A 25,531-nucleotide genomic window follows, 5' to 3' on the forward strand; every position below is an offset into this window, starting at 1 on the left:
CTTTTATTCCTTATGTGATTTCTAATTAATATGTTTTAATGGTACTTTAAATTAAAGTGCCAATATAAAATGTATCAATTAGCGTTCCATTCACTAGGATTAGTATTCCATTCTGATAAAGTTTTCACTTCTTTTTCAGAAATGTAATTGGTGTCTAAGGCTTGCTCTAGCAAGTTTTCGTAATTACTTAAAGTGTTTAAATCTACGTTTTCTTGCTTAAAGTTTTCTGCAGCGACATCAAACCCATAGGTAAAAATAGCCACCATGCCTTTTACATTAACTTGAGCTTCTTTAAGCGCTTTAACAGCATTCAAGCTGCTTTTTCCAGTGCTTATCAAGTCTTCTACAACCACCACGTTTTGACCTTTTTCAATAAAACCTTCAATTTGGTTTTTTCTACCATGGCCTTTTGCATCTGGTCGAACATAAATAAAAGGGAGTCCCAAATATTCGGCAACTAGGATGCCGATACCGATAGCCCCAGTAGCTACACCTGCGATAACATCAGGTTTGCCATAGTGGTTTTCGATATATTTACCCATGGTTTCTCGAATATAGTTACGCACAGGAGGGAAAGATAAAATAATACGGTTATCGCAATAAATTGGCGATTTCCAGCCCGATGCCCACGTAAAAGGTTCTTGCGGACTCAGTTTTATAGCATTTATTTGCAATAGAACTTCGGCTGTTTTTTTAGCTGTGTCTTTGTTAAAAATCATGTTGGCAAAATTACGGATAAATTTAATTTTAATTGAATCGAGTTTTATTTTTAATGAAAATATTTTTTGAACAACGCTGGCAATGTGAACAAAATTAATATTTTTACCTTAAAGAAATTGTTAATTAAAATTGGCTATGTATAAAGTTTTTGTTGGAGATAAACCTATGATTTTGACCTCTATTGTAGAGCAAGAAACCAATTTTAAAAACTATTTGCTTAACACCGTTAACCTTGTTAAAGTAATAAGAAAACTTAATTCTGGAGCTTTGCAAGAGGCACGCTTAATTCATAAAAACCCAGATAAGTTACTTAAAAAGTTTTTAAAGAAGCTTCCTAATGTCGTTGCTGGAGGTGGCAAAGTATATAATGCAGAAGGAGATATTCTATTTATTTATAGAAATGATAAATGGGATTTGCCAAAAGGAAAGGCTGAACGCAACGAATCTATTGAAGAAACTGCTATTCGTGAAGTCACCGAAGAAACTGGGGTTGCGGGCCTTACGATCACCAAACCTTTAGATACGACTTACCATATATTTAAACGTAATGGACGTTATAAAATTAAAATAACACATTGGTTTGAAATGAAAACCAGCTTCACGGGAAATTTATATGCTCAGGAAGAAGAAGGCATCACCAAAGTTTCATGGCTAAATAATGAAGAAGCTCATGAAGCGCTTAATAATTCTTATGCGAATATTAAGTTGTTGGTTTAGTTTGTTTTAGAAGAAGTAAAGCCGTAGATGAATTAAAAATTTAAAATCTTTGAACCTAAATGGATTTAATATTCGAACAAATACATATTAAGGACATTGAAGCGGTTTTAAAATTATTTAAAGAAGCAGCTGAAAAAATTTCAAAAAAGAAAATTGACCATTGGCAATATTGGACAAACCCGCCCATTGAGAAAATTAAATGGGTAGAAGCAGGTATTAAAAATGGAGAATTCTACTTTATTAAAAACAAAGATGCTGTAACTATTGGCATGGTTAGAGTTTTAGATGAAGATGAATTGTATTGGGGTAAAAAGGACGATCTATCGAAATATATTCATTCTTTAGTGGTAATTGAAACGTTTGAAGGACAAGGTATTGGTAAACTGGTGCTTCAAAAAATTGAGAATGAGGCTAAAAATAACGGATTTGATTATTTAAGATTGGATGCTGATTCTAAAAACCCAAAGCTTTGTAAATATTATGAAAATCAAGGTTTTGAAAAGGTAGGTGTAAAAGAATTGCCACTTTCAATCTATAATTTATATCAAAAGGAAATACGTTAATGTTAATGCTCTAAACCTATTGCCGTTTTTTAAAAATGAATTGGATTTTATTAATTATAGCAGGTTTATTTGAAGTGGCTTTTGCGGCCTGTCTTGGGAAAGCGAAAACAGCCTCTGGAGCTGAAACCACCTATTGGTATTTGGGTTTTTTGCTCTGCTTATGCATCAGCATGTATCTTCTAGTAAAAGTAACTCAAGAATTACCTATTGGAACAGCTTATGCCGTTTGGACGGGTATAGGCGCTGTGGGTACTGTGCTTGTAGGGATTTTTGTGTTTAAGGAACCCGCTACATTCTGGCGCTTGTTCTTTATTACCACCTTAATAGCTTCCATTGTAGGACTGAAATTTGTTTCTAATTAGAAGTGATTTTTCTTTATCCTAGCTTATAGTTTAGAGAAGATGTCATTCAAATGGGGGTACGACTGAAGAATCTTTTTGAGCATGTTTTGAACACTTAACCGAACACCCCTATGGTCCCCTTATTAGGGGACAAGGCTCTTTCCTATTTTTGGAGCATTAATGGTTTAGTAATGTACTTTATCCTTTAGAAGGAGGTACGACTGAAGAATCTCTAGTCGAAAATTTACGGCATTTATCCAAAATTTTATACAAAGTCCCAATTGAAAGGTTACGCTAGTATCCCCTAAAAAGGGATTACAGGGGTGTTTTTAGGAAAGGTTAATATTGAGAAATTGTGTAGCTGAAAAGAGATTCTTCACTGCGATCAGAATGATAGTGGCGTTTAGCAACAGTATTTTTCCTAACCTTCAACCTTCAACTTTTAATTTTTAATTTTTCACTATTCACTATTCACTATTCACTATTCACTATTCACTATTCACTATTCACTATTCACTATTCACTATTCACTATTCACTAATGATAAATCAAACGTTATAGTTTCTACTTCTTGTAAATTAAATAGGTATGTCTTGCTAAACAAGATTTTAAACTTATTTTTGCAGCCTCAACAAACGAACCATGACCGATTTTATTATTAAGCGTGCGGCCAACGCAAAAAACGATGTTTTAGCCGGAATTACGGTGTCTTTAGCAATGGTACCCGAAGTGGTAGCTTTTGCTTTTGTGGCACAAATAGATCCTTTAATGGCACTATCGGGTGCTTTTATAATAGGACTGGTAGCCGCTATTTTCGGAGGTCGACCAGGATTAATTTCTGGTGCAGCAGGAGCAGTAGCCGTTATTTTTGTTGGTATGATTGCCGAAGGGCATACCCGTGGCATGTTGTTCGATCAGCCTATAGAGAATATGGGCTTTTTCTATTTAATGGCCTGTGTGATCTTAATGGGGATTATACAAATATTCGCAGGCGTCTTCAAGTTAGGACGTTTTGTTAGGTTAATTCCGCACCCCGTAATGATGGGCTTTGTTAACGGATTGGCCATTGTTATCTTTTGGGCTCAGGTTAAAATGTTTTCTCATAAAAGCTTACATGTTTCAGCCGAAGGCGTTAAAGAATATGTTAATACGTTTATGCAGGGCGCCGAACTGTACACCATGATTGGCTTAGTAGCTTTAACCATGGGAATTATCTGGTTATTACCAAAAATTACTACTAAAATTCCAGCAGCTTTAACAGCCATATTGGTTACCTCATTAGTCGTTGTTGGTTTCGGTATGGATGTTTCAACCGTAGGGTCGTATATTATAGAAGGTGGCGGAACGGGCCTAAAAGGTGAGTTGCCAATGCCTAATTTAGAATTGTGGGATAAGTTACCTTTCAATTTAGACACCTTAAGTTTTATTTTGCCATATGCCTTTTTAGCGGCCTGTGTGGGATTAATTGAGTCGTTAATGACCATGAATTTAGTTGATGAACTTATCGACAGTCGTGGTGATGGTAACAGAGAATGTATCGCTCAAGGTGCAGGAAATATCATGTCCGGACTCTTTGGTGGTACCGGAGGTTGTGGTATGATCGGGCAAACCGTAATTAATATTAAAGCAGGCGGACGTGGAAGACTGTCTGGAATCATGATGGCTCTAGCCTTACTTACCTTCATTTTATTTACTGATAAATTAATCGAGCAAGTGCCAATAGCCGCTTTAATTGGTGTCATGTTCATGATGGTTATCGAAACTTTTGCTTGGTCTAGTTTCCGTATTATGCGAAAAATTCCAAAATCAGATGCTGTGGTGCTTATTGTGGTTTCTGCTGTAACGGTAATTTTCGATTTGGCCATTGCGGTTTTCGTAGGGGTGATTATTTCTGCCTTAGCCTTTGCTTGGGAAAACGCCAAACGTATTCGTGCGCGTAAGCGTATGCGGGAAGATGGTACAAAGGTTTATGAAATTTGGGGACCTTTATTCTTCGGTTCAATTACCGCTTTCAACGAGAAATTTGATGTAAAAAATGATCCGGATAAGGTGGAAATCGATTTTGTAGAATCCCGTGTTAGTGATCATTCTGCCATGGAAGCCATTTTTAATTTGGTGAATAAATATGAAGAAGCAGGAAAACAAATCAAACTGAAACATCTTAGCGAAGATTGTAAATTACTGCTTTATAAATCGAATCCTAAATTTAGAGAAGTGGTTATTGAAGATATCGACGATCCAAGGTACCATTTGGCCGAAAACCCAGAAGCATTTACAAAAGGTTTATCGGAGTATAAATTTTAGATTTTTGTGGGCGTTACCCAAGGGGCGGACTTTCCGCTATATCTTTTTTTATTAAGAGTCCTTGATTAATTTGTCGTTTTTTATACATGAAACGTATCCCAGTTCCATCAACTTTTTTGCTAAAAAAAGGATGCCGCTGCAATCCCTAACGCGGAGGATTCCACTATTTAACTTTACTCTTTTATCGTATAATATTTTAAACAAGCGTAGTTATAAAAGTGTTGTTGCGTTTTAAAAATAAATTTCTACGGTTTTTTTAGGAATGACTTTATATTTTTGAAACATGTAATTTGTTAGTTGGTTGATTTTGTGATGTTTAATTATTTTTTTTATTTTAGAGAAAACTAATCTTAAAACATTTAATTAATGAAAACAAAATTACATCAAAACCGTACTAACCATCATAGGTTACATTTTACTTATTTATTCATTTTATTTAGTCTTTTTGCCTTTTCTCAAACGCCAGTAGCTACAACTAACACTTTAATCTCAGGAGTAAGCGTCGCATCCGTTTGGCATGAGGAGATTACTGGCGGAAAAACAAACTATGCCATAAATGTTCTAGATGGTGATCCCGCAACAAACTGGGCAGGACAAAGTGCCGCAATGATGGCCGATCGTGGCGAACCGTTTATTTTTGATTTAGGTGGTACTTACGACTTGGCTGAGCTTCAGTATTTGACAGTTACAAGAACACCGCCTTACGAATTTCAAATTTGGGTTTCTACCAATACTGAAAGTACAGGAGATTTTGTAAATGTTTATCCTGGTCAAGGAAACCACTTTAGTGCCACCGATAACACGTATAAGAGTTTTACGTTTACTCCGATTGCTGGTGCAAAATACGTGATGCTTAAGTGTTATGGACGTTCAGACAGTTTTTGGAATACCATAAGCGAATTACTTTTTTATTCGGCGAGTACAGCTTCAGTTGAGGACAATGAATTAAGCGGATTTGCCCTATATCCAAACCCAGCCAAGTATTCCTTTACATTAAGTAATTTAAGTGACAAAGTAGCCAAAGTTCAGGTTGTCGATTTACTAGGTAAATCAGTATTAACTAAAACCATCGACAGTTTTTCTAAGGAGCTAAGCATAAACACTTCCAATTTAGTAAATGGTATTTATTTAGTAAGATTGTCAGGTGCTTCTGGAGGTTTAAGTGCTTCTAGAAAAATGGTTGTACAGCACTAAATTTACTTATTTTATTTTATGATAGACATATGCTGTCATTTAAAAAAGGGATACGATTTAAAATAAATCGCATCCCTTTTTTATTAAATTATAATATTTTGAAGGTACCTACGAATTGGCGTTATTTCATACGGACACTTGTAGGAACCAATTTAGTGTAATCACCATGGTTTCTTATCACATCACGAACAATATTGGAAGCGATGTATGAGGTTTGGGCGGAGGTTAAAAGAAATATGGTTTCTATAGGCGCTAAATCTCTGTTGGTATGCGCTATGGTTTTTGTTTTGAATTTTAGTAATAGAAAACGATATATGAAAGGATTAAATTAACTTGACCTAGGGTTTTATTTTCATGTTGACATCATAAAATGCTGATTTATAAAATACTGGAAAAGTAGGATTGTGTATGATAATTTGGTTAGTAGAATTATCTTCAAATGAAATGTCATCAGTTTTCTTAAAATATATTTGTTACTGTATTAATCTATAAGTTAGCGATTTTAAGTTTGGTGTAGGAGAGTAAGCTGAGTATAATTTAAAATTGAAATAATCAAATATAATTTGAATTTTGTCCTTTGTATTGGAGTCTAGTGAATCAATATTTTTGCTCAACTGTAATTGAGGAGATTTTTTTAGATTTTTACTAAAATCTGTAGAGCTTGGTTTTCTGAAGTCTATTTTTTCTAAAGGGCCACTTATTTTATGAAGATTAGTTTCTTTTAGAATCCTCTGAACCTCTTTTTTAGGGGTTGATATTAAATCAGAATAAAAAACGACACATAATTTATTAGTATCCAAATTTTCAAGTGTGGTGCAATTATTTAAACACCAAAAAGCGATATACCACTCTAAATCCGATTCAAGCTGGTTTAAGAAGGTGGTATGTTCAATGAATCTTTTATTGTCTTTATGTTGAAATATTTTAGAATGTAATTCATTTTTAGATTGCTTAAAAGCTTTAATTTGTGAAACACACGTGTCTATAGGATGTCTGATTAGAAATATCGGTTTGAATTTAAAATTAAAGTTTTTTAATAAATAAGGTACAAGCATATTGGCTCGAACATATTTTGTAAGTACAAGTTCTGCGTTAAAAATTTGTGTTGGGGTTAGGTATTTTCTAGTCCAATCTGAATGAATTTTAAACTCATGTGTCTTTTTAAAGAAATGATAGTAATCTGGATTTGTTTCTATTGCAGGAATGTAGGGTCTAAAACCAAATCCTTCCTTGTTTGGTAATTTGCCTTTATCTAAGTGGAGGGGTTCCCAGTTAATACATACCGGTAATAGCATGGTTAAAATCTCCATTAACCATGTGCTGCCTCCTCTAGGTTCGCTGAAAATAATTATACTTTCAGAAGGCTTAAATCGCTTAGTTGTTAAAATGACTTTGAGGAAGGTGTCTTTTGCGGATTTTATAATTTTATTCTTGTTCATACTATGTTTTTGTAAACGTTATTTAACTCTAACACTATCAGGAACCAATTTAGTATAATCACCATGGTTTCTTATCACATCACGAACAATATTGGAAGCGATGTATGAGGTTTGGGCGGAGGTTAAAAGAAATATGGTTTCTATAGGAGCTAAATCTCTGTTGGTATGCGCTATAGCCTTTTCAAATTCGAAGTCTGCCGGATTTCTAAGCCCTCTTAAAATAAATTCTACCCCAATTTCTTTACAAAAATCGACGGTTAAGCCTTGGTACGTAGCCACCTTGATTTTTGGATTGTGAGCAAAAGTCTCTTCAATAAACGTTTTACGTTGATCTAATGAAAACATGTATTTTTTATCGGCATTGACACCAATAGCCACTATAATTTCATCAAATAAAGTGGACGCCCGTGTTATGATGTCTACATGACCTAATGTTAGTGGGTCAAACGAACCTGGAAATAATGCTTTTTTCATAGTTTAAACTTTTAATTCCCACGAAAGCGGGAATCTTAATTTATTAAATATAGAGTTTTAATATTTATTTACCTGGAGGCTTCTCAGTCTATAGGAATTAGGCACCCTTCAAAGCTTCCTCAATGGCATTCGAGAATAAATCAGCTAATGAAATATTCGCAGCCGCAGCCTGTTGAGGCAAAATGCTCTCACGGGTTAAACCTGGAATGGTATTCATTTCTAACATATGAGGTTCACCATCTTTAAAAATAAACTCACTGCGACTAAAGCCTTTCATTTTTAAAATCTCGTAAACTTTTTTGGCTTCGGTACTCACTTTTTCTTCTTGTTCTTTTGATAATCGCGCTGGCGTTATTTCTTGAGATTTGCCTTCATACTTGGCTTGGTAATCGAAAAAGTCATTTTCAGAAACAATTTCAGTAATAGGAAGCACTATAATTTCTCCTTTGTAGCTAATCACTCCTACTGAAACTTCTGTACCTTCTAAAAAGGATTCAATAATAATTTCATCATCTTCTTTAAAAGCCACATCAATAGCATCTTGTAACTCGGTTTTTTTGTACACTTTACTCACACCAAAACTACTGCCTGCTTTATTAGCCTTTACAAAGCAAGGTAATCCTACTTTAGCAACAATGGCTTCTGTGTCCACAGCATCACCAAGGTTTAGGTAGTAAGATTCGGCGGTTTTTATACCATAGGGTTTTAAAACACTTAGTAAATCACGTTTGTTATAGGTCAAGGCTGCTTGATACATATTACAGCTGGTATGCGGTAAATTAAGCATTTGAAAATAGGCTTGCATAAAACCATCTTCTCCTGGAGATCCGTGAATGGCGTTAAAAACACAATCAAAGGTATATTTTTCGCCATGTGCAGTAGTCGAAAAATCATTTTTATCTATAGGGTGTTCAAGCCCTTCTTCATCAACGTAAACCCATCTGTCTTTAAAAATATGAATACGGAAAGGCGTGTATTTCGATTTATCTAAAGTCTCGTAAACCACATTTCCGCTGGTTAGAGAGATCTTATATTCGCTGGAATAACCTCCCATAATGATGGCAATGTTTTTTTTCATTGTTACTTTTATTATAGTTTCCATTAGTTTACACCTTAATCTTGCAATAAATGGTGTTTATTATAAGTTAAGCTAAAATATCATATAAATGGCAAAAGAAAAAACAGTTCTGTTTTTATATATTTGCCTAATCGAAATTTCTGTAAATGAGCTTAGTTAAATTTATTACGAGTAAAACATTTTTAAAACAAATAGGCTTAGCATTAGTCGCTTTATTTGTATTGTGCTATGTTATTTTAAAATGGTTAAATATCACCACAAATCATGGTGAATTTGAAACCGTTCCAGACTTAAAAGGCAAGTCTATTAACGTGGCTAAATTGGAATTAGAGGATAATAACTTGGTTATGAAAATTCAGGATTCAGCGAATTATAATCCTGAATATCCAAAGTTTTCGGTAATAGAACAAGAGCCTGCTTCGGGTACGAAAGTTAAAGAAGATAGAAAAATATACATCACACTAAATCCTTCAGGATATCGTAAAATAACCATTCCTGATGGTTTGATTGACAAAACGTTCCGACAAGTAAAACCAACGCTAGAAGCCTTTGGGTTTAAAATTGGTAAAATCACTTACGTTGATAATATCGGAAAAGACATGGTTTTAAAATTAACCCACAAAGGTACCACGCTTAATGCTGGCGATAAATTAGCAAAAACTTCGGTAATCGACTTACAACTTGGTAACGGTAACCGCCCTTAATTATGGATGACTATACGCCTCAACTTCCCGACGAAGACAACCTGTTCGAACATCATGCTTTTACAGTAGATAAAGGGCAGACCCCCCTTCGTATCGATAAATATTTAATGAATTTTGTTGAAAATGCCACCCGTAATAAAATTCAAGCTGCTGCAAAAAATGGCAGTATTCATGTGAATGGCGAACCTGTAAAATCGAATTACAAGGTGAAGCCCAACGATAATATTCGTGTGTTATTTGCACATCCGCCTCATGAAAATTTATTGGTAGGGGAAGACATTCCGCTTGATGTCGTTTATGAAGATGACGATCTACTAGTTGTGAATAAGCCTGCTGGCATGGTGGTTCATCCTGGTCATGGTAATTATTCTGGAACGCTTATCAACGGATTAATTCACCGTTTTGAAAACTTACCCAACAATTCTAGTGAGCGCCCTGGTTTGGTACATCGTATCGATAAGGATACCAGTGGCTTGTTAGTCATTGCCAAAACAGAAGAAGCGATGGCGCATTTATCTATGCAGTTTGCCGAAAAAACCAGCGAGCGCGAATACGTAGCTTTGGTTTGGGGAAATGTTGAAGAAGAAGAAGGAACCGTGGAAGGCAATATTGGCCGTCATCCTAAAAACAGACTTCAAAACACGGTTTTCACAGATGATGAAGCGGATAAAGGAAAGCCGGCCGTAACGCATTATAAAGTCATTGAACGCTTGGGCTATGTGACCTTAGTATCATGTAAGTTAGAGACGGGGCGAACCCATCAAATACGTGTACATATGAAACATATTGGTCATACGCTATTTAACGACGAACGCTACGGTGGTGAAAAAATACTAAAAGGCACCACATTTACCAAGTATAAACAATTTGTAGATAATTGCTTTAAAGTCTTACCAAGACAAGCTCTGCATGCTAAAACCTTAGGTTTTGTACACCCTAGAACAGGAAAATTCATGAGTTTTGATAGTCCGATCCCAGAGGACATCGTTGCCTGCGTTGAAAAATGGCGCGGCTATGCGAAGCATGTAGGGGATTAAGGAGATTGTTGAAGGGGAGGTTGATTCGTTAAACTGTTGAAATGTGTAATTGTAGCTTCAACAGTTTGATTTGTTATTCAGAAGGAGGCATGACTGGAGAATCTGTTTGTATAGAGTTACAAAGTTTCAAAGCTACAAAGTTTCAGAGTTATAACACAGCGATTCACAGAGCTGGTGTTGAGGTCCGCGGAGGATGAAACCTACGGTCTTCGAGCGGAGTCGAGAAGTTTTGTATAATCAAAGTTTTAATGTTCTCGACTCCGCCCGAACTCCGTATTTTGTGATGTTTTTGCTGTTGGGAGTAATTGGGTTTTTGGAGGAGATGCTTCACTGCGTTCTGCATGACAGGGCTGATTCTATGCGACAGGAGATTTGTCATTCTGAAGGAGGTACGGCTGAAGAATCTGTTTGTATAGAGTTACAAAGTCTCAAAGTTACAAAGTTTTAAAGTCTGTGCTATCTGTTTAGTCTTCGACAACCCTTCGACAAGTTCAGTGTGACATAGGAGAGCCATATGCCTTAAGCTATAGGCAAGGACATCACGTTAATTATTAAACGCAAGCTGAACTTTAAACTTTAAACTTTCCACTTTTAACTTCTAATATCTAATTAAACCACTTCTCAGTAATGGTTTTTTCAACATTCAAATGATTTTTATGGATGTATTCATTTTTGGAGGCGTGGTATTCGTAATCTTCACCCCAAGCTTTATGATTTTTAGAAACTTCAGCAATAGCATCGCAGATGAAGGTTATTTCAGCATTGGTCATAGTTGGGTGAATAGACATTCTAATCCAACCTGGACGCTCTATTAAACAGCCCTCTAAAATTTTCTTTTCGATGGATTTTGAAGTGGATTCATCTACATTCAAAAGGTAATGGCCATAGGTTCCAGCACAAGAGCAGCCGCCACGTGTTTGTATACCGAATCTATCGTTTAATAGTTTTACTATTAAATTATAATGTACATTTTCAATATAGAAAGAGAAAACACCCAGCCTGTCGGTGTGGTTTGGTGCTAAAATGTTAAGGTTGGCTATTTTTGAAAGCTTCTTAAATACGATAGCGTTTAATTCGTGCTCTCTATCTAGGATATTTTTAGTACCCATCTCTTCTTTCAATTGAATAGCCAAGGCCACTTTTATGGCTTGTAAAAAACCTGGTGTACCACCGTCTTCGCGAGTTTCAATATCATCAATATAATCGTGGTCTCCCCATGGGTTGGTATAGCTAACGGTACCTCCGCCTGGGTTATCTGGAACCAAGTTTTTATAAAGTTTTTTATTAAAAACTAAAACGCCTGATGTTCCCGGGCCACCAAGAAATTTATGAGGCGAAAAGGTAATAGCATCTAAATAGGCGTCGTCATTTTTTGGATGCATATCGATATCGACGTAAGGGGCAGAACAGGCAAAATCGACAAAACATAAACCGTTATTTTGGTGCATGATTTCAGCAATTTCATGATAGTTGGTTCTAATACCAGTCACGTTAGAACAGCCAGTTACCGCGGCTATTTTTAGAGGTGTTTCACTATATTCTTCAAGTAATTTTTTTAAGCCTTTTGTACATGGAATCCCTTCTTTATTGGAAGGAATAACCTTTACACGCGCAATGGTCTCTAACCAAGAGGTTTGATTCGAGTGGTGCTCCATGTGAGACACAAAAATAATAGGGCGTTTCTCTTCAGGGATATTGGTGTGCTCTTTTAGGTTTTCACTTAGTTTAAGCCCTAGAATACGCTGAAACTTGTTTATAGCACCAGTCATTCCTGTTCCTACGGTGATTAAAACATCGTCCTTAGAAGCATTGACATGATTTTTAATAATCTGTCTTGCATCATGATAAGCCAGGGTCATCGCTGAACCCGTTATAGATGTTTCCGTATGGGTGTTGGCCACAAAAGGTCCAATATCGTTGACTAGCTTGTCTTCAATAGGTCTATATAAGCGTCCGCTTGCGGTCCAATCGGCATAAATGATTTTTTGTTTGCCATAAGGTGAATCAAAATACGTGTCATTACCCACTATTTGTTCTCTAAACGGCGTAAAATAGGTTTCTAATTTACTTGGTTTTATGTTTTTATTTATAAGGTTGGATAGGAAACTCATGTTGATAGTTGTTAGGTACTTGGTTGATAAATAAATGTGTTGTGTTAGGTCGGTTCGCTTGCAGTTAAGGGGTGATTTTTGATGGTGTTAAGTTCTCGACTCCGCCTGTCTGCCGACAGGCAGGCTCGAACACCGCGTTGTGTGACCTACTTTTTAAACGATGAAATGCCAGCCTTCAACCAATTGTAATATTCATCGGCATCGGGAGTATACGCAACAGGCTCTATTAAGTTTTCTTCATCATGCCCCATCAGCACATAAAAAGGTTGCGAATTGGTTTTGTATTTAATGGTTTGTAATTCACTCCATTTCTGACCGATGTACTTTAACTGTTTTCCAGGTTTTAGCTTGGAATCAACAATCTCATCATCTTCCAGTTTGCGTTTGTCATCAACATACAATGAAATTAAAATCACATCATTTTTTAAAATACTCAGTATGTTTGGTTTTACCCATACATTTTGTTCCATTTTTCTGCAGTTTACACATGCGTGTCCTGTAAAATCTAGCATCACTGGTTTTCCAACTTTTTTGGCATAAGCAAGGCCTTTATCGTAATCGACGAAAGCTAAAATATTGTGTGGAGGCATTAAGTGTGCACCTTCAGGAACTTCTTCATGATGTCCTCCAGGCACATTTGAAGAACCTAATTGCGTATAGCCAACACCATAAGGCGATTCACTATAATGTTGTGGTGGAGGGAAGGCACTAATTAAATTTAGTGGTGCGCCCCAAAGTCCAGGAATCATATAAATGGTAAACGATAAGGTTATAAGTGCTAAAGACAAACGACCTACAGATATGTGTGTTATTGGTGAATCGTGAGGCAGCTGTATTTTTCCAAATAAATAGAAGGCTAATGCTCCAAAAACAGCAATCCAAATGGCAATAAACACTTCACGCTCTAACCAATGTAATTGTAGTACTAAATCGGCATTTGATAAAAATTTAAACGCTAAAGCCAATTCTAAGAATCCTAAAACCACTTTCACGGTGTTTAACCAGCCGCCCGATTTTGGTAAAGAATTTAACCAACCAGGAAAGGCTGCAAAAAGTGCAAATGGTAAAGCAATGGCGAATGAAAATCCTAACATCCCTACAATAGGTCCAATCTGACTTCCACCAGCAGCGGCTTGAACAAGTAAGGTTCCTACAATAGGACCCGTACAAGAAAAAGAAACAATAGCTAAAGCTAATGCCATAAAAAAGATACCAATTAATCCGCCTCTATCTGCTTGACTATCTACTTTATTCGCCCAAGAGTTAGGAAGCATAATTTCGAAAGCACCTAAAAAAGAAGCTGCAAAAACGAGTAATAGTAAGAAGAAAATAATATTAAACCATACGTTTGTTGATAAGGCATTTAGGGCATCGGCACCAAAAATCAGGCTCACTAGAATCCCTAAAAGCACGTAAATAACAATAATAGACAACCCGTAAATTACAGCATTTTTAATACCTGCGGCTTTGTTTTTACTTTGTTTAGTAAAGAAACTTACCGTCATAGGGATCATCGGGAATACACAAGGTGTTAATAAGGCTGCAAATCCAGAAAAGAAGGCGATAAAAAAGATACCCCATAAGGTTTTTTCTGATTTTTTAGCAGGCACCTTAGCGGTGTTACCTTCTGAAGTATTGTTATCAGTTTTTGTGATTTCAGAAGTCGAAGCGGTTGCAGTAGCACTGCTTTCCTCAAGATTAAAGATTAGATCCACTTCGGTAGGAGGTAAGCAACGGGTATCGTCGCAAACCATATATTCTACAAAGCCATTGATAGTTTTTTCATCTCCAGAAACGGCTATTTTTTGTTCAAAAACTGCGGAACCTTCAAAAAAGGTGATTTCCATTTCAAAAACAGGATCGTTAATGGTATGACCTTTTTCTTCTGTAGTATTTCCTATAATTTTAAACTGCCCATTAGCATCATCATATATAAAGCTTGTAGGAACCGGACCGTTTTCAGGGACGTTTTGCGAATATAAGTGCCAGCCTTTTTCTATGGTTGCTTTTGAAATTAACTTGTATTCGGTGTCCGATAGTTTCTCAACTGATGTGCTCCATTTTACCGGGTTGAAAATTTGAGCGTGCCCTAGTATGGTAATTAAGAAAGCACAGAGTAGAAATATTTTTTTCATAGTTAATGGGTATGTTAAAAAATGGTTGTTAGCGTATATTAAGCAGCTGTGTTAAAAATGTGTATTTCTGTTTTTTACAAAGCTACCAATTGTCATTTAATTTTTAGGGCTGACTATTTTGACCTAGCAAGCCTGATTTTAATATATAATATTTTAATGAAGCCTTCAGTTATTGAAACAATTATGAGGGGATTTGTTTCACTCTATGCTTAAGGCTACATATAAGAGATGACAAAAATCGTGTTTACCCTTATTAATGAAATGTTAAATATTGGGTTTTGATGTTAAAGTTGTGGTTTTGTGGTGGTATTGTCACCCAGAAGGAGGCACGACTGAAGGATCTTTTTTGTTGAGTTTTACGGTAACTGTTAAATTTTACAACTGTAGCCTTCCCTAAAAATGGGATAGGCTACACCCTGAGGTCCCCTTTTTAGGGGACAAGGCTCCGTTCTATTTTTTAGCGATTAGGTTAAAATGGAAGTATTTTGGGATTGTCATCCAGAGGGAGGAACGACGGAAGGATCTTTATGTTGAGTTTTACGGTAACTGTTAAATTTTACAACGGAATTGAATTGAAGTCGAAACGCAATATCCCCTAGAGGGGATTATAGGGGTGTTCCCTAAGAATAGCTAAACAAAACCTAATTTTATTTAAAAACAACACACCCTCTGAAGGCAATTAAAAGTCTTCAGAGGGTGTGTTATTAAGAAGGGGAACTAATATAAAAAACTAGCTTCTAAATTTCCACCACGGTTTTTTGGTTTCTTCTACTTCTCCATAGCCGTAGCCGCCATATCCGTAGCCATAACCTTTTTTAGGATCTGTGCCATTCATGACTAAGGCCATGTTTTGAACGCGTTTTTCATTATATAAATGTTTTGGAATATCTAGTAGACGCTTATCAAGGTAATTAGCTCTAACCACATATAAAAACAAGTCGGCTTTAGAGGCAATTTGCATAGTGTCGGTTACGGCATTAACAGGTGCCGTATCTACGATAATAAAGTCGTAGTTTGCTTTACCGTAGGCCAGCAATTCATCTAATCGGCCATTCATTAGTAATTCGGCTGGGTTAGGAGGGATGGCTCCTGATTGAATCATATCAAAGCCCCATTGTTGAGGTGAAATAATGTCTAGGGGGTCTATGGTTTTATCAGCTAAGTACTCGGTAAGTCCCATTTTGGCTGTTTCAACGTTTAGGTACTCTATAAATTTAGGTTTACGAATATCAGCTCCAATAAGCAATATCTTTTTATTGGTCATGGCAAAAACGGTCGACAAATTAATGGAAACAAACGTTTTTCCTTCTCCAGGAATGGTAGAGGTGACAAAAATAGTTTGGCCAGTGTTTTCGGTATTGCCTAAAAGAAAATTAACATTAGTCCTAAGCATTCTAAAGGCTTCAGCTAGACTACCTCTATCGTCCTTGCTTACCATACGATCTTGTTTGACGGTTGTTGGCACATCGCCAACAAAAGGCGCTTTTACAAGGGCTTCCAGTTCCTTAGGTGTATGTATTTTGTTGTCTAAAATTTGGATTAAAAATATAATGCTAAAAGGCACTAAAACTCCTAAAATGATAGCTCCCAAATATACGACCTGACGCTTCGGACTTACGGGCCCACCAGTACTTTGTGCTTTATCAATTAATTTGGCATTTGGAGCGGTTACGGCTAAAGAAATCGCATTTTCTTCACGCTTTTGCAATAAGAAAAGGTAAAGGGTTTCAATGATCTGTTGTTGCCTTTGGATGTCGCGGTATTCACGTTCTTGTTTAGGAGCTGAGGTAATACGGGAGGCAATTTGTTGCTCTTGACGTTTAGCTTCGTTTAAAGAGACCTTTAAACTCGATTTTAAGTTTACTAGTCCTTGAGTAATACTTTCTTTAATTTGCTCGAGCTGGGTATCTAAATTGATTAAAACCGGATTGTTTTTACCTGAACTTTTAGCAATTCTAGTACGCTCTAGTAAAATTTCATTATAGCGACTACTATTAGAATTGATGTCAGATTCAGATAAGCCAATGCTTTCAGGAATTAATTCATTTGAGTTTTCGGAGATATGACTCATAACCAGATCTACTAACTTTAACTGGGTACTTAGTTCAATGATCTCTTGTTCTATTGCTGAGTTTTTTTCAAGTACAATACCGGTTTCTGTTGAAATGTCGGTAAGTTTGTTTGAGGTTTTAAAAGTTTCAGCAGACTTATCAACTTTCACCAGTTCCTTTTCGATCAATGCTAAACGCTCTTTGATAAAAGCATCGGTGTTTTTTCCAATAAGACTTTTGTATTCAATAGCATTTTTATTGTACTGTCGCACCCACTCATCCAGTATGACCTGCGATTTTTTAATGGAACGACTTTGAAGTTTCAATTCTACAACACTCGCATTGGCATTTAATAAATTGACCTGGATACGATTTCTTAAGTTTTGTACGACATTTTTAAGTGGTGTAATGGCCACCAAGTAACTGTGAGAAACAGAAGAGTTCGTTTTTTTGTTTGGCGTTAAAATCATATCAATGCCATGAAAGGAGACTTTTTCTCCAAAAGTATATTGGTTTTCAACATCGTCATTTGGATTTATCAAATTATATGTTGTAGGTGAAGTCACTTTTATGTTGAAAGAAGCGCCCAAATGAATGAAATTATTTTCATCATTTAAAAAATTTATTTTAAAAGGAACGTCTGATTTAAATATTTCCGTATGACGAATTTGACCTTCCTTAAAATAAGATACATTCAAGTTTAAGTTCTTGGCAACTTGTTCCGTTAAGCTTCTTGATTTCAGAATGGTAATTTCGTTCTGAAGATTTTTCTTGTTTTCACCCATGCCGAGTTCTTCAAAAACAGCGAGTTCGGGAGCCATGCCACCTTTAGAGCCATCATCTATAAGAATGGTAGTTGAAACTTCATAGGCATTCGGAGTATAGCGTAAGTATAAGTAGGCTCCAATAAGAGCCAAGACTAAGCTTAAAATAAACCACTTCCAGTAGTATAGATATTTTTCAAGCTCCTGTCTAATATTGGTTGTTTCTTCCTCCATGAACATGATGTTTGAAGGTTGGTCTTGATTTTGCATGCTTGTCATTTTATAAGAGGATCGCTATAACAGCGAATAAAACAGATATTGTTGAAAAGATCACACTAGTGTTAGGTCCCACACGAGTTGAATTAACTTTCGTTTTATTAGGTGCTACGTAAATAATGTCGTTTTGTCTTAGGTAAAAATAAGGGGAATTTAAAATATCTTCTTTTGTTAAATCGAGATTTACCTGTGTTTTTTCACCATTGACCGTACGAATTAATAAAATGGATTCACGTTTGCCATAAGTGGTCAAGTCACCTGCCAAACTAATAGCTTCAATAATGGACATGTGTTCATTTAGGATGGGATAGGCCCCAGGGTTATTCACTTCACCAAGTACTGAAATCCTAAAATTAGCAAAGCGGATGTTGATTACAGGATCGCTAATATACCCTACCAAAAGGTCTTCTAGTTTTTTAGTAAGCGCTTTTGTTGTTAGGCCTACAATTTCCAGTTTGCCAAGTATAGGGAAGTTTATTTGTCCATCGGTATCTACAAGGTATGGTAAAGGTTCGCCTCTCGAATTTTCTCCTACAAGTGGTGTTGTATACAAGTTAAAAGGTATAGCGGCCTCGTTATTGGCAGCTGTGATGGTGATGTTGATTAAATCGCCAATTTGAATTTGTGGATCTTCAAGCGTAACTTCTTTTTGTTGTTCCTGTGTGTCGTTATGTTGAAAATATTCAATTTTTTTTGAGGAAACACAGGCGCTTAATAAAAGAATACAAGAGAGAGAGAATAAATGGATTAATCGTTTTTTCATTTTATAAGTGGCTCTAAATAATAAAGATGGTTTATGTTGGGATGGTTGTTTTTAGTTTATAAAAAAAGCCTAGAAGTACCGTGAATATTAGAATCAATACCGTAAGCATGTACCAGCTGTTTAACCAAGTTGACAAATATATGATTAAAATGGCTAAGGCATAATTTAAGCCGCCTAATACAATGGCAATTTTATAGTGAGGCCAACCTAAACTTAGTAAAACATGATGGATATGATTTTTATCGGCTATGAAAGGGCTTTTTTTCTGCATGAGGCGTATGCCTATAACACGAACAAGATCAAATAGCGGTACCGCCAAAATGGCAATTAATATAAAAAGTTTGTTTTCAGGTTTAAAAGCAAAGGTTTCAAAATGGATGCTGTCTAAGGTTAAAAATCTAATGAATAAAAAGGCTATGCAGAACCCAATAACTAAAGAGCCGGTATCACCCATGAATATTTTCTTTTGATGTGAAAAGTTATATTTTAAAAAAGCCATGAGCATGCTTATCAGGCTAACACATAGCAGAAAGTAAAACATCAGGTTTAACCTGAAGAAAATAAGTCCTAAAATTGAAAAAATACTTATGCCAATGCAAGAGGCTAATCCATCAATGCCGTCGATAAGATTAAAAGCATTGATGATGGTTAAAGCAATAAAGATGTGTAAAATCTCTAATATGAGCTGTGGGGCATCATAAAAACCTAAAAAACCTTCAAAAGATTCGATGTGGAAATTGATATTAAATAAAATGATTAGAATAGCAATAATTTCCATCAGGATACGCGCTCTTGGTGTAGAAACCGATAAATCATCCTTGAAACCAATTATAAAAATAAGGGTTAAAGCGGCACTAAGGTTTAAACCTATAGCATCGTTATCCACATGTTTGAATAAAAATAAATTTAAAATAAGCGCTACAAAAAAAGCCAAGCCCCCCATGGTAGGTGTGGCTCTTAAGTGAGAACTTCGTGCCCCAGGTGCTTCACTAAGGTTATGATGATTCACCATAAAGATGATTTTTGGAATCATATAATGCACGAGACCAAACGACCCTAGGCAGCTTATTAAGGCTAATATGTACGTGTTAGAAAGGAAGTTTGTTAACATACTATTTTTTATAAAACTGACTTAATTTAGACGTGTTTTTAATTATTAAGGTTTGCCATGAACCAACTTCATTATTACGAATGGCCTTATAATCTTCTTTAGATTTTAATATGATATTCTTTAAACTTCTATTGCTCGCACCACCTACACGCATTTTCGTAATCACTAAGGGTAAATATGTAAAGTCTAGCGCTCTGTCTTTGAAAATACGCAATATGAAATCATAATCGGCTGCTATTTTAAAATTCAAATCAAATATACCATGTTTTTTGTAAACATCTTTTCTCAAAAATAGGGTAGGATGAGCTGGCATCCAACCTTTTTTTAACATGTCTTGTGAAAAATCGGCACTTTTCCAATAACGAATGACTTTGTTGGTGCTTTGTTTATCAACATATTCCAAATCACCATAGACCCCGTCACACTTGTCTTTTTTAAATTGTGTAGCTATTTGACTTACCACATCTTCTGAAGCTAAAAAGTCATCGGAGTGCACAAAACCAATCACATTACCAGTTGCTTTAGAAATGCCTTTGTTTAAAGCATCATAAATCCCTTGATCAGGCTCGGAAATTAAGGTAATATGGTCATGCTTTTTTTGTAGGTCCTTTACAATATTGAGGGTGTTATCACTTGAAGCACCATCAATAATAAGGTGCTCCAAGTTTGGGTAATCTTGATTTAACACGGACTGGATACAGGACGCTATAACTTGTTCACTGTTATAAGTGGCTGTAATAAGGGTTATTTTCATTGGTGATACTCCAAAATTACAATTTGGTTTCGAAATATTTAATGGTTTTAGTCAGGCCTTCTTCCAATTCAATTTGAGGTTTCCATCCTTCTAATTTTTCTTTGGCTAAATTAATGTCTGGTTGGCGTTGCTTGGGGTCGTCCTGTGGTAGCGGCATAAAGATGAGTTTCGATTTAGAATGGGTTAATCGAATCACGGCTTCAGCCAATTCTAACATGGTAAACTCATTAGGGTTACCTAAGTTTACAGGACCTAAGAACTTAGGGTCGGAATTCATCATTCTAATGGTGCCTTCTACCAAATCATCCACATATTGAAAACTCCTAGTTTGTTTACCATCTCCAAAAATGGTGATGTCTTCGCCTTGTAAAGCCTGCATGATAAAATTAGATACCACACGACCATCGTTAGGGTTCATTCTAGGGCCGTAGGTGTTAAAGATTCTAATAATTTTTATGGCCACATCGTTCTGACTGTGGTAATCCATAAATAAAGTTTCTGCACAACGCTTGCCTTCATCATAGCAAGAGCGGATACCAATCGGGTTAACATTACCCCAATAGCTTTCAGGTTGCGGGTGCACCGTAGGATCGCCATACACTTCGGAAGTAGAAGCTTGTAAAACTTTAGCCTTAACACGCTTAGCTAAACCTAAAGTGTTTATGGCTCCCATCACCGAGGTTTTTATGGTTTTAATGGGGTTGTATTGGTAGTGCACTGGTGAGGCAGGACAGGCCATGTTGTAAATTTCATCCACTTCAGCAAAATAAGGCTCGGTAATGTCGTGACGTACCAATTCAAAAAATGGATTATCTAGTAAGTGAACTACATTTTCTTTACTTCCTGTAAAATAATTGTCTAAACAAATGACATCGTTGCCTTCATTTAATAAGCGTTCGCATAAATGAGAGCCAACAAAACCGGCGCCTCCAGTTACTAAAATTCGTTTCATATTTTTTATGTTAGATTAATTTCTTGATCGTATTTTTATGGCAGGATTGCCTTGGTAAATCATATTAGCGTCTAAATCCTTGGTCGCCACCGATCCAACGGTTAATACAGCATGCGAATTTAAGGTAACTCCAGGACAAACGACTGCTTTAGCGCCTACCCAAGCGCCTTTTTTTAAAGTGATTTTTCCCAGAATTAAATTAAATTCGGGACACTTATAGTTGTGATTGCCACATAACAATAGGGCATTTTGTGAAATACAGACATGATCTTCAATCGTGACTTGTGTTAAATTATCTATCCATACGTTCTCGCCAATCCAGCAATGATTTCCAACAGACAAGAACCACGGGTATTTAATATTCACCCCTGGTTTTATAACCACACCATCGCCTAGTTTAGCACCAAAGCATTTTAGTAGGATAACTTTTATTTTTGATGATGGGTTCAAAGGATTTATAAAGAAAAGGACATTGGTGAAATACCACAGTAATAGTTTTAGTCTATTACCAGGCTTATACCAAGCATTATTGTAGCTAGATAAATCGACTTCCATACGATTATAATGACATTTTCTTAAAGGTTTTCATTTGTTTCAGATGGCAAGTTATTGAAAAAGCGCTTTTGTTTTAGTGATAAGTTCTGGGTTTTCGGTAAAATCTTTAGCGAAATGAAAGCTAGATTTAGACAAAACATCGAAGGTATCTTGGTTCATAGCTGCGAAATAGGAGATGGCCTTAACAAAATCATGATGACTTTCTATATCTAAATCAAAGCCTGTTTTTTTAATTTCCAAATCTTGCCAAGGTGTGTTTTTAGAAATAATTACTGGACACCCATTTTGCCAGGCCTCCATAATCACATGTCCGAAATTCTCATGCTGTGTTGGTAAAATTAAAACATGTAAGTTTTTCAAGGTGTTTTTCAATTCTTGGTTAGGAATGGCTCCTAGGTATTCGTAATTGATATGTTGAGGCAATTGGTTTAGCAAATTAAGGCATTGAGTCCAATAGTGCTTTTCTTCAATAGGGCCAATAATTTTAAAATTAATGCTGTAGGCTTTCGGTACTTTATGCAGGGCTTCTATTATAAGTAATAGATTTTTTTTAATCGAAATTCTTGAAAGAAAAAACAGGTTTAAGGCGTTTTCTTTCTTTTGTTTTACTGGAGCATGATCAGGCATTTTTGCCGATAAGTTAGGGACTACTTGTATATGCATGTTTTTGCCAAACGTTGTGATAATCTCCTGCTCTTCACTACTGTCTGTGGCATGCCATTCTATTTTATTTGGAAGGTTTAACATTTTAAATCCTTTTAAAAACACCTTCTTTTTAGTAGGTTTAATCGCTAAAGCCCCTTTGCCAAGCATGCCTCTAGGTGCTAATACTTTTTTTACAGGACTATTTTTGGTCATCCACAAAGGAATTAATGTAAATTTTAAAGAAAACAGTGAATTAAAATATACAGCATGTACTGGAACATCGTTAAATATTTGCTTGTAGGTGTTACTATTTTGGTGTTGTATGTCTAAATACATCACTTGGTAACCTTCCTTTCGAACCCAAGTATTTAAAAGGGTTTTATCGATATTTAATTCTTCATCGATATCGCTATTTGATGTGACTACCCATATCGCATAAGTTTCTTTTAAATGGTTGGTGAGGTTGGCAATAGATTGTATGGGCCCGCCCGCTTTATAGGCAGGTAAAAACCAATCGGTAAAAATGATGATATTTTTTTTTGATTTAGGCATGGAGAACCGCATTAAGTTTAGCAGACCACTCTTCAAGATTGATTTTGTTGGCTAGTGCTTTACTTCCTTTAGAAAGGAGGAGATAGTCTTCTTCGGGTAAGTTACTATATTTTAGTAAAAGTTCTTTCAATGCCTGACTATCTTGAGCATCATAAGTGCAACCATTGTAATTATTAATCACAAAAGCGGAGGCAGCTCCTGTTTCTTTAGTGGTAATTATTGGTAACCCAGCCAGAGCTGCTTCATGAATTACCACGCCCCAGGCTTCATATAAGCTCGGTAGTATCATATAACCCGCATTGGCCATGAGTTGGGGTAAATCATTTGGGTTTACAAAAGGCGTATGTTTTATATTGGCATGTACGGGGATTAGCGGCCCTAAAGGACCATTGCCTATAATATGCACCTTGAAATTTAATTTGTTTTCTGCTATTAGTTGCTCTAGCACCTTAAATAGTATTTTTAAACCTTTATGCTCAACCAGTCGTCCAATAAACAGGAATTGATTTGTTTTATGAGTTTGTGCTATGTTTTTAAATAGGTTTTGATTGGCACAGTAGAGTCCCGTTAGGATGTTTTCTGTTTTAAAACCCAATTTTTTAGCAAAGTAATATTGTGGGATGCCCGCTACCCAGATGTAATTAAAATGGGGCTTGACATAAAAAGGGCTTAACAAGCTTGCAAGGTGTTGTTTAGGGGTGCCTAGCCATTGGTTGTCCATACCCGTAATTACGGGTATACCCTGTTTTTTATAGTGTTTGGCTATTTTTAAATAGCGTTTATCCGTCCACCCCGAAATATAAATGATATGTGGTTTAAATTCTTCTGCTCTTTGTTGTAAGTTGGAGCTACTTAGACCATCGGCATCTTTAATGGTGATTTTGTTTTCTGAATGTATTTTGAAAGGGGCTTCTGGACTAGGGGCTTTTCTAAAAACGAGGTAGTTGTTGTTTTTAGTAGCTACATCATGCTGCATGCAAGCCATCCAGTAATCGGTTAATTTGGTGTATAAGACTAATATGTTCATGTGGTTTTTCTTAAAGGCTGATTTTGTATGGCCCAATATAAAAAGAAAAGTGGGGTAAAAGGGTTCATAGATGCGGCCATCCAGGATTCTGTGAAACCAACTAAAAAAACCATGACCATAAAAATAAGGCCAATTGGTTTAATTTGTGCTTTTTTATAAAAATTAACGACCATAAGGATATAGCATAGCAGTCCTATGATACCTACGTTTAAAAGAAGAGATAAATAAGAACTCCAGACCCCATTCCATTGACGAGCTGCAACGCCTGGTATATACCTATCGGCATAATCCTTTATAAAAAAGTTGTCATAGGTAAAACCTTGACCAAACCAGAAATTATTTTTTATTTCTTCCCAGGCCACTATCCAGACTTCTTTTCTCCCACTGGCACTCTCCAGCGAGTTTAATCTGATATAATTCTCTAAGCCTACACTTCTAATTAAATCGTTTAAATCGAGATTAAAAAAAACAACTAAGGCTAATGTCACTAAGAGCAGCATAGGTATTCTAAGTTTTACTTTATTAGAAAACGATTTTAAAACAACATAACATATTATAGCGATAAGAGCCGTTCTAGAACCAGTAAGCACTATCATAAACCAGATGGCTATATTTAATAGTTTAATTTTTTTTTCTAAATAAGGTAATTCTTTTCTTGTTTTTAATAAGTCCGTAATACCATAAATGAATACGAGTAGCATTGCTAAACCATTGGGGTTACCAAGAAGCCCTTTAAAACGGCCTACTAAATAAAACGAAGGAATAAATATGAGAATTCCATGGACTAGTATAAAAACAAAAAAGAAGTTGAAAAGTATTATAGGGAATTTAGTATTTCGTAAATATATGATTGGTGTTATTTTAAAAACGGCGAAAGCAATTAAAAAATAAGCCAAGCATTTTAAAAGAGCTACAGCTCCTAAAAAAGAAAATAGTAGTGTTACAATTAAACTTATAGAGACAAAAGGAATGGTGTATAGTCCTAAATTAATATGTTTTATTTTGTATCGATACAGATAAATGAGCGTAATCCCTAATATGGAAAATCTTAGGCTTTCATTATAACTCAAGGGGCCTGAAAAATTATTAGCAAGGATAAATGTGAGTAAGAAGCTAAAGAATATTAATTCAAGTTTGTACTGGGTGGATTTTAAAAAAAGGAGTATCGCAAAAAAAACTGATGCTCCAATGAAACCTGTAAACACCCCTATGACTATAGAAATCAGGAAGGTCGAATAGATGTATTTCTCTATTTTCAAGAGTT

22 protein-coding genes and 1 pseudogene are annotated in these 25,531 nt (G+C 35.8%); 7 read left to right on the forward strand and 16 right to left on the reverse strand.

Features of this window, described 5'->3' with window-relative positions; translation table 11 throughout:
- Positions 1 to 74: 74 nt before the first annotated feature.
- Positions 75 to 719 (reverse strand): orotate phosphoribosyltransferase, encoded by a 645-nt coding sequence (gene pyrE, locus A6I66_RS12165; RefSeq protein WP_067149668.1) that lies wholly within the window; start codon positions 717 to 719, stop codon positions 75 to 77.
- A 136-nt stretch (positions 720 to 855) separates the two neighbouring features.
- Here pyrE and A6I66_RS12170 point away from each other — a divergent pair, with 136 nt between their 5' ends.
- From A6I66_RS12170 to A6I66_RS12190, 5 genes are all read left to right on the forward strand, one after another.
- Entirely contained in the window at positions 856 to 1,437 is a 582-nt protein-coding gene (locus A6I66_RS12170) for an NUDIX hydrolase (protein WP_067149669.1), read from the forward strand.
- 59 nt (positions 1,438 to 1,496) lie between these two features.
- Entirely contained in the window at positions 1,497 to 2,000 is a 504-nt protein-coding gene (locus A6I66_RS12175) for a GNAT family N-acetyltransferase (protein ID WP_067149672.1), read from the forward strand.
- 35 nt (positions 2,001 to 2,035) lie between these two features.
- A complete protein-coding gene (locus A6I66_RS12180; RefSeq protein WP_067149674.1) occupies positions 2,036 to 2,362 on the forward strand; it encodes a DMT family transporter in 327 nt (108 codons plus the stop codon).
- Between the two features lie 621 nt (positions 2,363 to 2,983).
- Entirely contained in the window at positions 2,984 to 4,645 is a 1,662-nt protein-coding gene (locus A6I66_RS12185) for a SulP family inorganic anion transporter (RefSeq protein ID WP_067149676.1), read from the forward strand.
- Between the two features lie 366 nt (positions 4,646 to 5,011).
- Entirely contained in the window at positions 5,012 to 5,839 is an 828-nt protein-coding gene (locus tag A6I66_RS12190) for a T9SS type A sorting domain-containing protein (protein WP_067149678.1), read from the forward strand.
- A 121-nt stretch (positions 5,840 to 5,960) separates the two neighbouring features.
- On the opposite strand, the pseudogene A6I66_RS16965 reads toward A6I66_RS12190, so the two are convergent.
- From A6I66_RS16965 to A6I66_RS12205, 4 genes and pseudogenes are all read right to left on the reverse strand, one after another.
- Positions 5,961 to 6,122: pseudogene (locus A6I66_RS16965) on the reverse strand (pantetheine-phosphate adenylyltransferase); the annotation flags it as partial.
- A 190-nt stretch (positions 6,123 to 6,312) separates the two neighbouring features.
- Positions 6,313 to 7,278 (reverse strand): sulfotransferase domain-containing protein, encoded by a 966-nt coding sequence (locus A6I66_RS12195; RefSeq protein WP_067149680.1) that lies wholly within the window; start codon positions 7,276 to 7,278, stop codon positions 6,313 to 6,315.
- Positions 7,279 to 7,296: 18 nt separating this feature from the next.
- Positions 7,297 to 7,752, reverse strand: a complete 456-nt coding sequence (gene coaD / locus A6I66_RS12200) for a pantetheine-phosphate adenylyltransferase (RefSeq protein WP_067149682.1) — start codon at positions 7,750 to 7,752, stop codon at positions 7,297 to 7,299.
- Between the two features lie 97 nt (positions 7,753 to 7,849).
- Positions 7,850 to 8,830 carry a D-alanine--D-alanine ligase gene (locus tag A6I66_RS12205; protein ID WP_067149720.1) on the reverse strand — a complete coding sequence of 327 codons (981 nt, stop codon included), beginning with the start codon at positions 8,828 to 8,830 and terminating at the stop codon, positions 7,850 to 7,852.
- Between the two features lie 146 nt (positions 8,831 to 8,976).
- Here A6I66_RS12205 and A6I66_RS12210 point away from each other — a divergent pair, with 146 nt between their 5' ends.
- Together A6I66_RS12210 and A6I66_RS12215 are read left to right on the forward strand one after the other, a co-directional pair.
- Positions 8,977 to 9,534 (forward strand): PASTA domain-containing protein, encoded by a 558-nt coding sequence (locus tag A6I66_RS12210; protein ID WP_067149683.1) that lies wholly within the window; start codon positions 8,977 to 8,979, stop codon positions 9,532 to 9,534.
- A 2-nt stretch (positions 9,535 to 9,536) separates the two neighbouring features.
- The gene (locus A6I66_RS12215; RefSeq protein ID WP_067149684.1) at positions 9,537 to 10,571 is read left to right on the forward strand and encodes an RluA family pseudouridine synthase; all 1,035 of its coding nucleotides are present in this window, start codon (positions 9,537 to 9,539) and stop codon (positions 10,569 to 10,571) included.
- 605 nt (positions 10,572 to 11,176) lie between these two features.
- Here A6I66_RS12215 and A6I66_RS12225 read toward each other — a convergent pair.
- The 11 genes from A6I66_RS12225 to A6I66_RS12275 all read right to left on the reverse strand — a co-directional run bounded on the left by A6I66_RS12225 (position 11,177) and on the right by A6I66_RS12275 (position 25,526).
- A complete protein-coding gene (locus A6I66_RS12225; RefSeq protein WP_067149686.1) occupies positions 11,177 to 12,682 on the reverse strand; it encodes an aminotransferase class V-fold PLP-dependent enzyme in 1,506 nt (501 codons plus the stop codon).
- Between the two features lie 146 nt (positions 12,683 to 12,828).
- Positions 12,829 to 14,817, reverse strand: a complete 1,989-nt coding sequence (locus tag A6I66_RS12230; protein ID WP_067149689.1) for a protein-disulfide reductase DsbD family protein — start codon at positions 14,815 to 14,817, stop codon at positions 12,829 to 12,831.
- Between the two features lie 730 nt (positions 14,818 to 15,547).
- The gene (locus tag A6I66_RS12235; RefSeq protein WP_169815730.1) at positions 15,548 to 17,902 is read right to left on the reverse strand and encodes a GumC family protein; all 2,355 of its coding nucleotides are present in this window, start codon (positions 17,900 to 17,902) and stop codon (positions 15,548 to 15,550) included.
- Positions 17,903 to 17,912: 10 nt separating this feature from the next.
- Entirely contained in the window at positions 17,913 to 18,671 is a 759-nt protein-coding gene (locus A6I66_RS12240; RefSeq protein ID WP_067149691.1) for a polysaccharide biosynthesis/export family protein, read from the reverse strand.
- A gap of 31 nt (positions 18,672 to 18,702) precedes the next feature.
- The gene (locus A6I66_RS12245) at positions 18,703 to 19,683 is read right to left on the reverse strand and encodes an MraY family glycosyltransferase (RefSeq protein WP_169815731.1); all 981 of its coding nucleotides are present in this window, start codon (positions 19,681 to 19,683) and stop codon (positions 18,703 to 18,705) included.
- Between the two features lie 100 nt (positions 19,684 to 19,783).
- Positions 19,784 to 20,536 carry a glycosyltransferase family 2 protein gene (locus A6I66_RS12250; RefSeq protein ID WP_067149695.1) on the reverse strand — a complete coding sequence of 251 codons (753 nt, stop codon included), beginning with the start codon at positions 20,534 to 20,536 and terminating at the stop codon, positions 19,784 to 19,786.
- Positions 20,537 to 20,552: 16 nt separating this feature from the next.
- A complete protein-coding gene (locus tag A6I66_RS12255; RefSeq protein ID WP_067149697.1) occupies positions 20,553 to 21,488 on the reverse strand; it encodes a UDP-glucuronic acid decarboxylase family protein in 936 nt (311 codons plus the stop codon).
- 15 nt (positions 21,489 to 21,503) lie between these two features.
- Positions 21,504 to 22,043: a WcaF family extracellular polysaccharide biosynthesis acetyltransferase gene (locus tag A6I66_RS12260; protein ID WP_067149699.1), complete on the reverse strand. Its 540-nt coding sequence runs from the start codon at positions 22,041 to 22,043 to the stop codon at positions 21,504 to 21,506.
- A 51-nt stretch (positions 22,044 to 22,094) separates the two neighbouring features.
- Positions 22,095 to 23,240: a glycosyltransferase family 4 protein gene (locus A6I66_RS12265; RefSeq protein WP_067149701.1), complete on the reverse strand. Its 1,146-nt coding sequence runs from the start codon at positions 23,238 to 23,240 to the stop codon at positions 22,095 to 22,097.
- Positions 23,233 to 24,267 carry a glycosyltransferase gene (locus A6I66_RS12270; protein ID WP_067149703.1) on the reverse strand — a complete coding sequence of 345 codons (1,035 nt, stop codon included), beginning with the start codon at positions 24,265 to 24,267 and terminating at the stop codon, positions 23,233 to 23,235. The genes A6I66_RS12265 and A6I66_RS12270 overlap by 8 nt, the downstream gene beginning before the upstream one ends.
- Positions 24,264 to 25,526, reverse strand: a complete 1,263-nt coding sequence (locus A6I66_RS12275; protein WP_157614201.1) for an O-antigen ligase family protein — start codon at positions 25,524 to 25,526, stop codon at positions 24,264 to 24,266. Before A6I66_RS12275 ends, A6I66_RS12270 begins: the two co-directional genes overlap by 4 nt.
- Between the last annotated feature and the right edge of the window lie 5 nt (positions 25,527 to 25,531).

The sequence above is a fragment of the Pseudotamlana agarivorans genome, from assembly GCF_001642835.1.
GTDB lineage: Bacteria > Bacteroidota > Bacteroidia > Flavobacteriales > Flavobacteriaceae > Pseudotamlana > Pseudotamlana agarivorans.

What these genes read in the sequence shown, in the direction of transcription:
- pyrE (WP_067149668.1), bottom strand. Translation starts at nt 719, where the DNA reads ATGATTTTTAACAAAGACACAGCTAAAAAAACAGCCGAAGTTCTATTG.
- A6I66_RS12170 (WP_067149669.1), top strand. Translation starts at nt 856, where the DNA reads ATGTATAAAGTTTTTGTTGGAGATAAACCTATGATTTTGACCTCTATT.
- A6I66_RS12175 (WP_067149672.1), top strand. Translation starts at nt 1,497, where the DNA reads ATGGATTTAATATTCGAACAAATACATATTAAGGACATTGAAGCGGTT.
- A6I66_RS12180 (WP_067149674.1), top strand. Translation starts at nt 2,036, where the DNA reads ATGAATTGGATTTTATTAATTATAGCAGGTTTATTTGAAGTGGCTTTT.
- A6I66_RS12185 (WP_067149676.1), top strand. Translation starts at nt 2,984, where the DNA reads ATGACCGATTTTATTATTAAGCGTGCGGCCAACGCAAAAAACGATGTT.
- A6I66_RS12190 (WP_067149678.1), top strand. Translation starts at nt 5,012, where the DNA reads ATGAAAACAAAATTACATCAAAACCGTACTAACCATCATAGGTTACAT.
- A6I66_RS12195 (WP_067149680.1), bottom strand. Translation starts at nt 7,278, where the DNA reads ATGAACAAGAATAAAATTATAAAATCCGCAAAAGACACCTTCCTCAAA.
- coaD (WP_067149682.1), bottom strand. Translation starts at nt 7,752, where the DNA reads ATGAAAAAAGCATTATTTCCAGGTTCGTTTGACCCACTAACATTAGGT.
- A6I66_RS12205 (WP_067149720.1), bottom strand. Translation starts at nt 8,830, where the DNA reads ATGAAAAAAAACATTGCCATCATTATGGGAGGTTATTCCAGCGAATAT.
- A6I66_RS12210 (WP_067149683.1), top strand. Translation starts at nt 8,977, where the DNA reads ATGAGCTTAGTTAAATTTATTACGAGTAAAACATTTTTAAAACAAATA.
- A6I66_RS12215 (WP_067149684.1), top strand. Translation starts at nt 9,537, where the DNA reads ATGGATGACTATACGCCTCAACTTCCCGACGAAGACAACCTGTTCGAA.
- A6I66_RS12225 (WP_067149686.1), bottom strand. Translation starts at nt 12,682, where the DNA reads ATGAGTTTCCTATCCAACCTTATAAATAAAAACATAAAACCAAGTAAA.
- A6I66_RS12230 (WP_067149689.1), bottom strand. Translation starts at nt 14,817, where the DNA reads ATGAAAAAAATATTTCTACTCTGTGCTTTCTTAATTACCATACTAGGG.
- A6I66_RS12235 (WP_169815730.1), bottom strand. Translation starts at nt 17,902, where the DNA reads ATGCAAAATCAAGACCAACCTTCAAACATCATGTTCATGGAGGAAGAA.
- A6I66_RS12240 (WP_067149691.1), bottom strand. Translation starts at nt 18,671, where the DNA reads ATGAAAAAACGATTAATCCATTTATTCTCTCTCTCTTGTATTCTTTTA.
- A6I66_RS12245 (WP_169815731.1), bottom strand. Translation starts at nt 19,683, where the DNA reads ATGGTGAATCATCATAACCTTAGTGAAGCACCTGGGGCACGAAGTTCT.
- A6I66_RS12250 (WP_067149695.1), bottom strand. Translation starts at nt 20,536, where the DNA reads ATGAAAATAACCCTTATTACAGCCACTTATAACAGTGAACAAGTTATA.
- A6I66_RS12255 (WP_067149697.1), bottom strand. Translation starts at nt 21,488, where the DNA reads ATGAAACGAATTTTAGTAACTGGAGGCGCCGGTTTTGTTGGCTCTCAT.
- A6I66_RS12260 (WP_067149699.1), bottom strand. Translation starts at nt 22,043, where the DNA reads ATGGAAGTCGATTTATCTAGCTACAATAATGCTTGGTATAAGCCTGGT.
- A6I66_RS12265 (WP_067149701.1), bottom strand. Translation starts at nt 23,240, where the DNA reads ATGCCTAAATCAAAAAAAAATATCATCATTTTTACCGATTGGTTTTTA.
- A6I66_RS12270 (WP_067149703.1), bottom strand. Translation starts at nt 24,267, where the DNA reads ATGAACATATTAGTCTTATACACCAAATTAACCGATTACTGGATGGCT.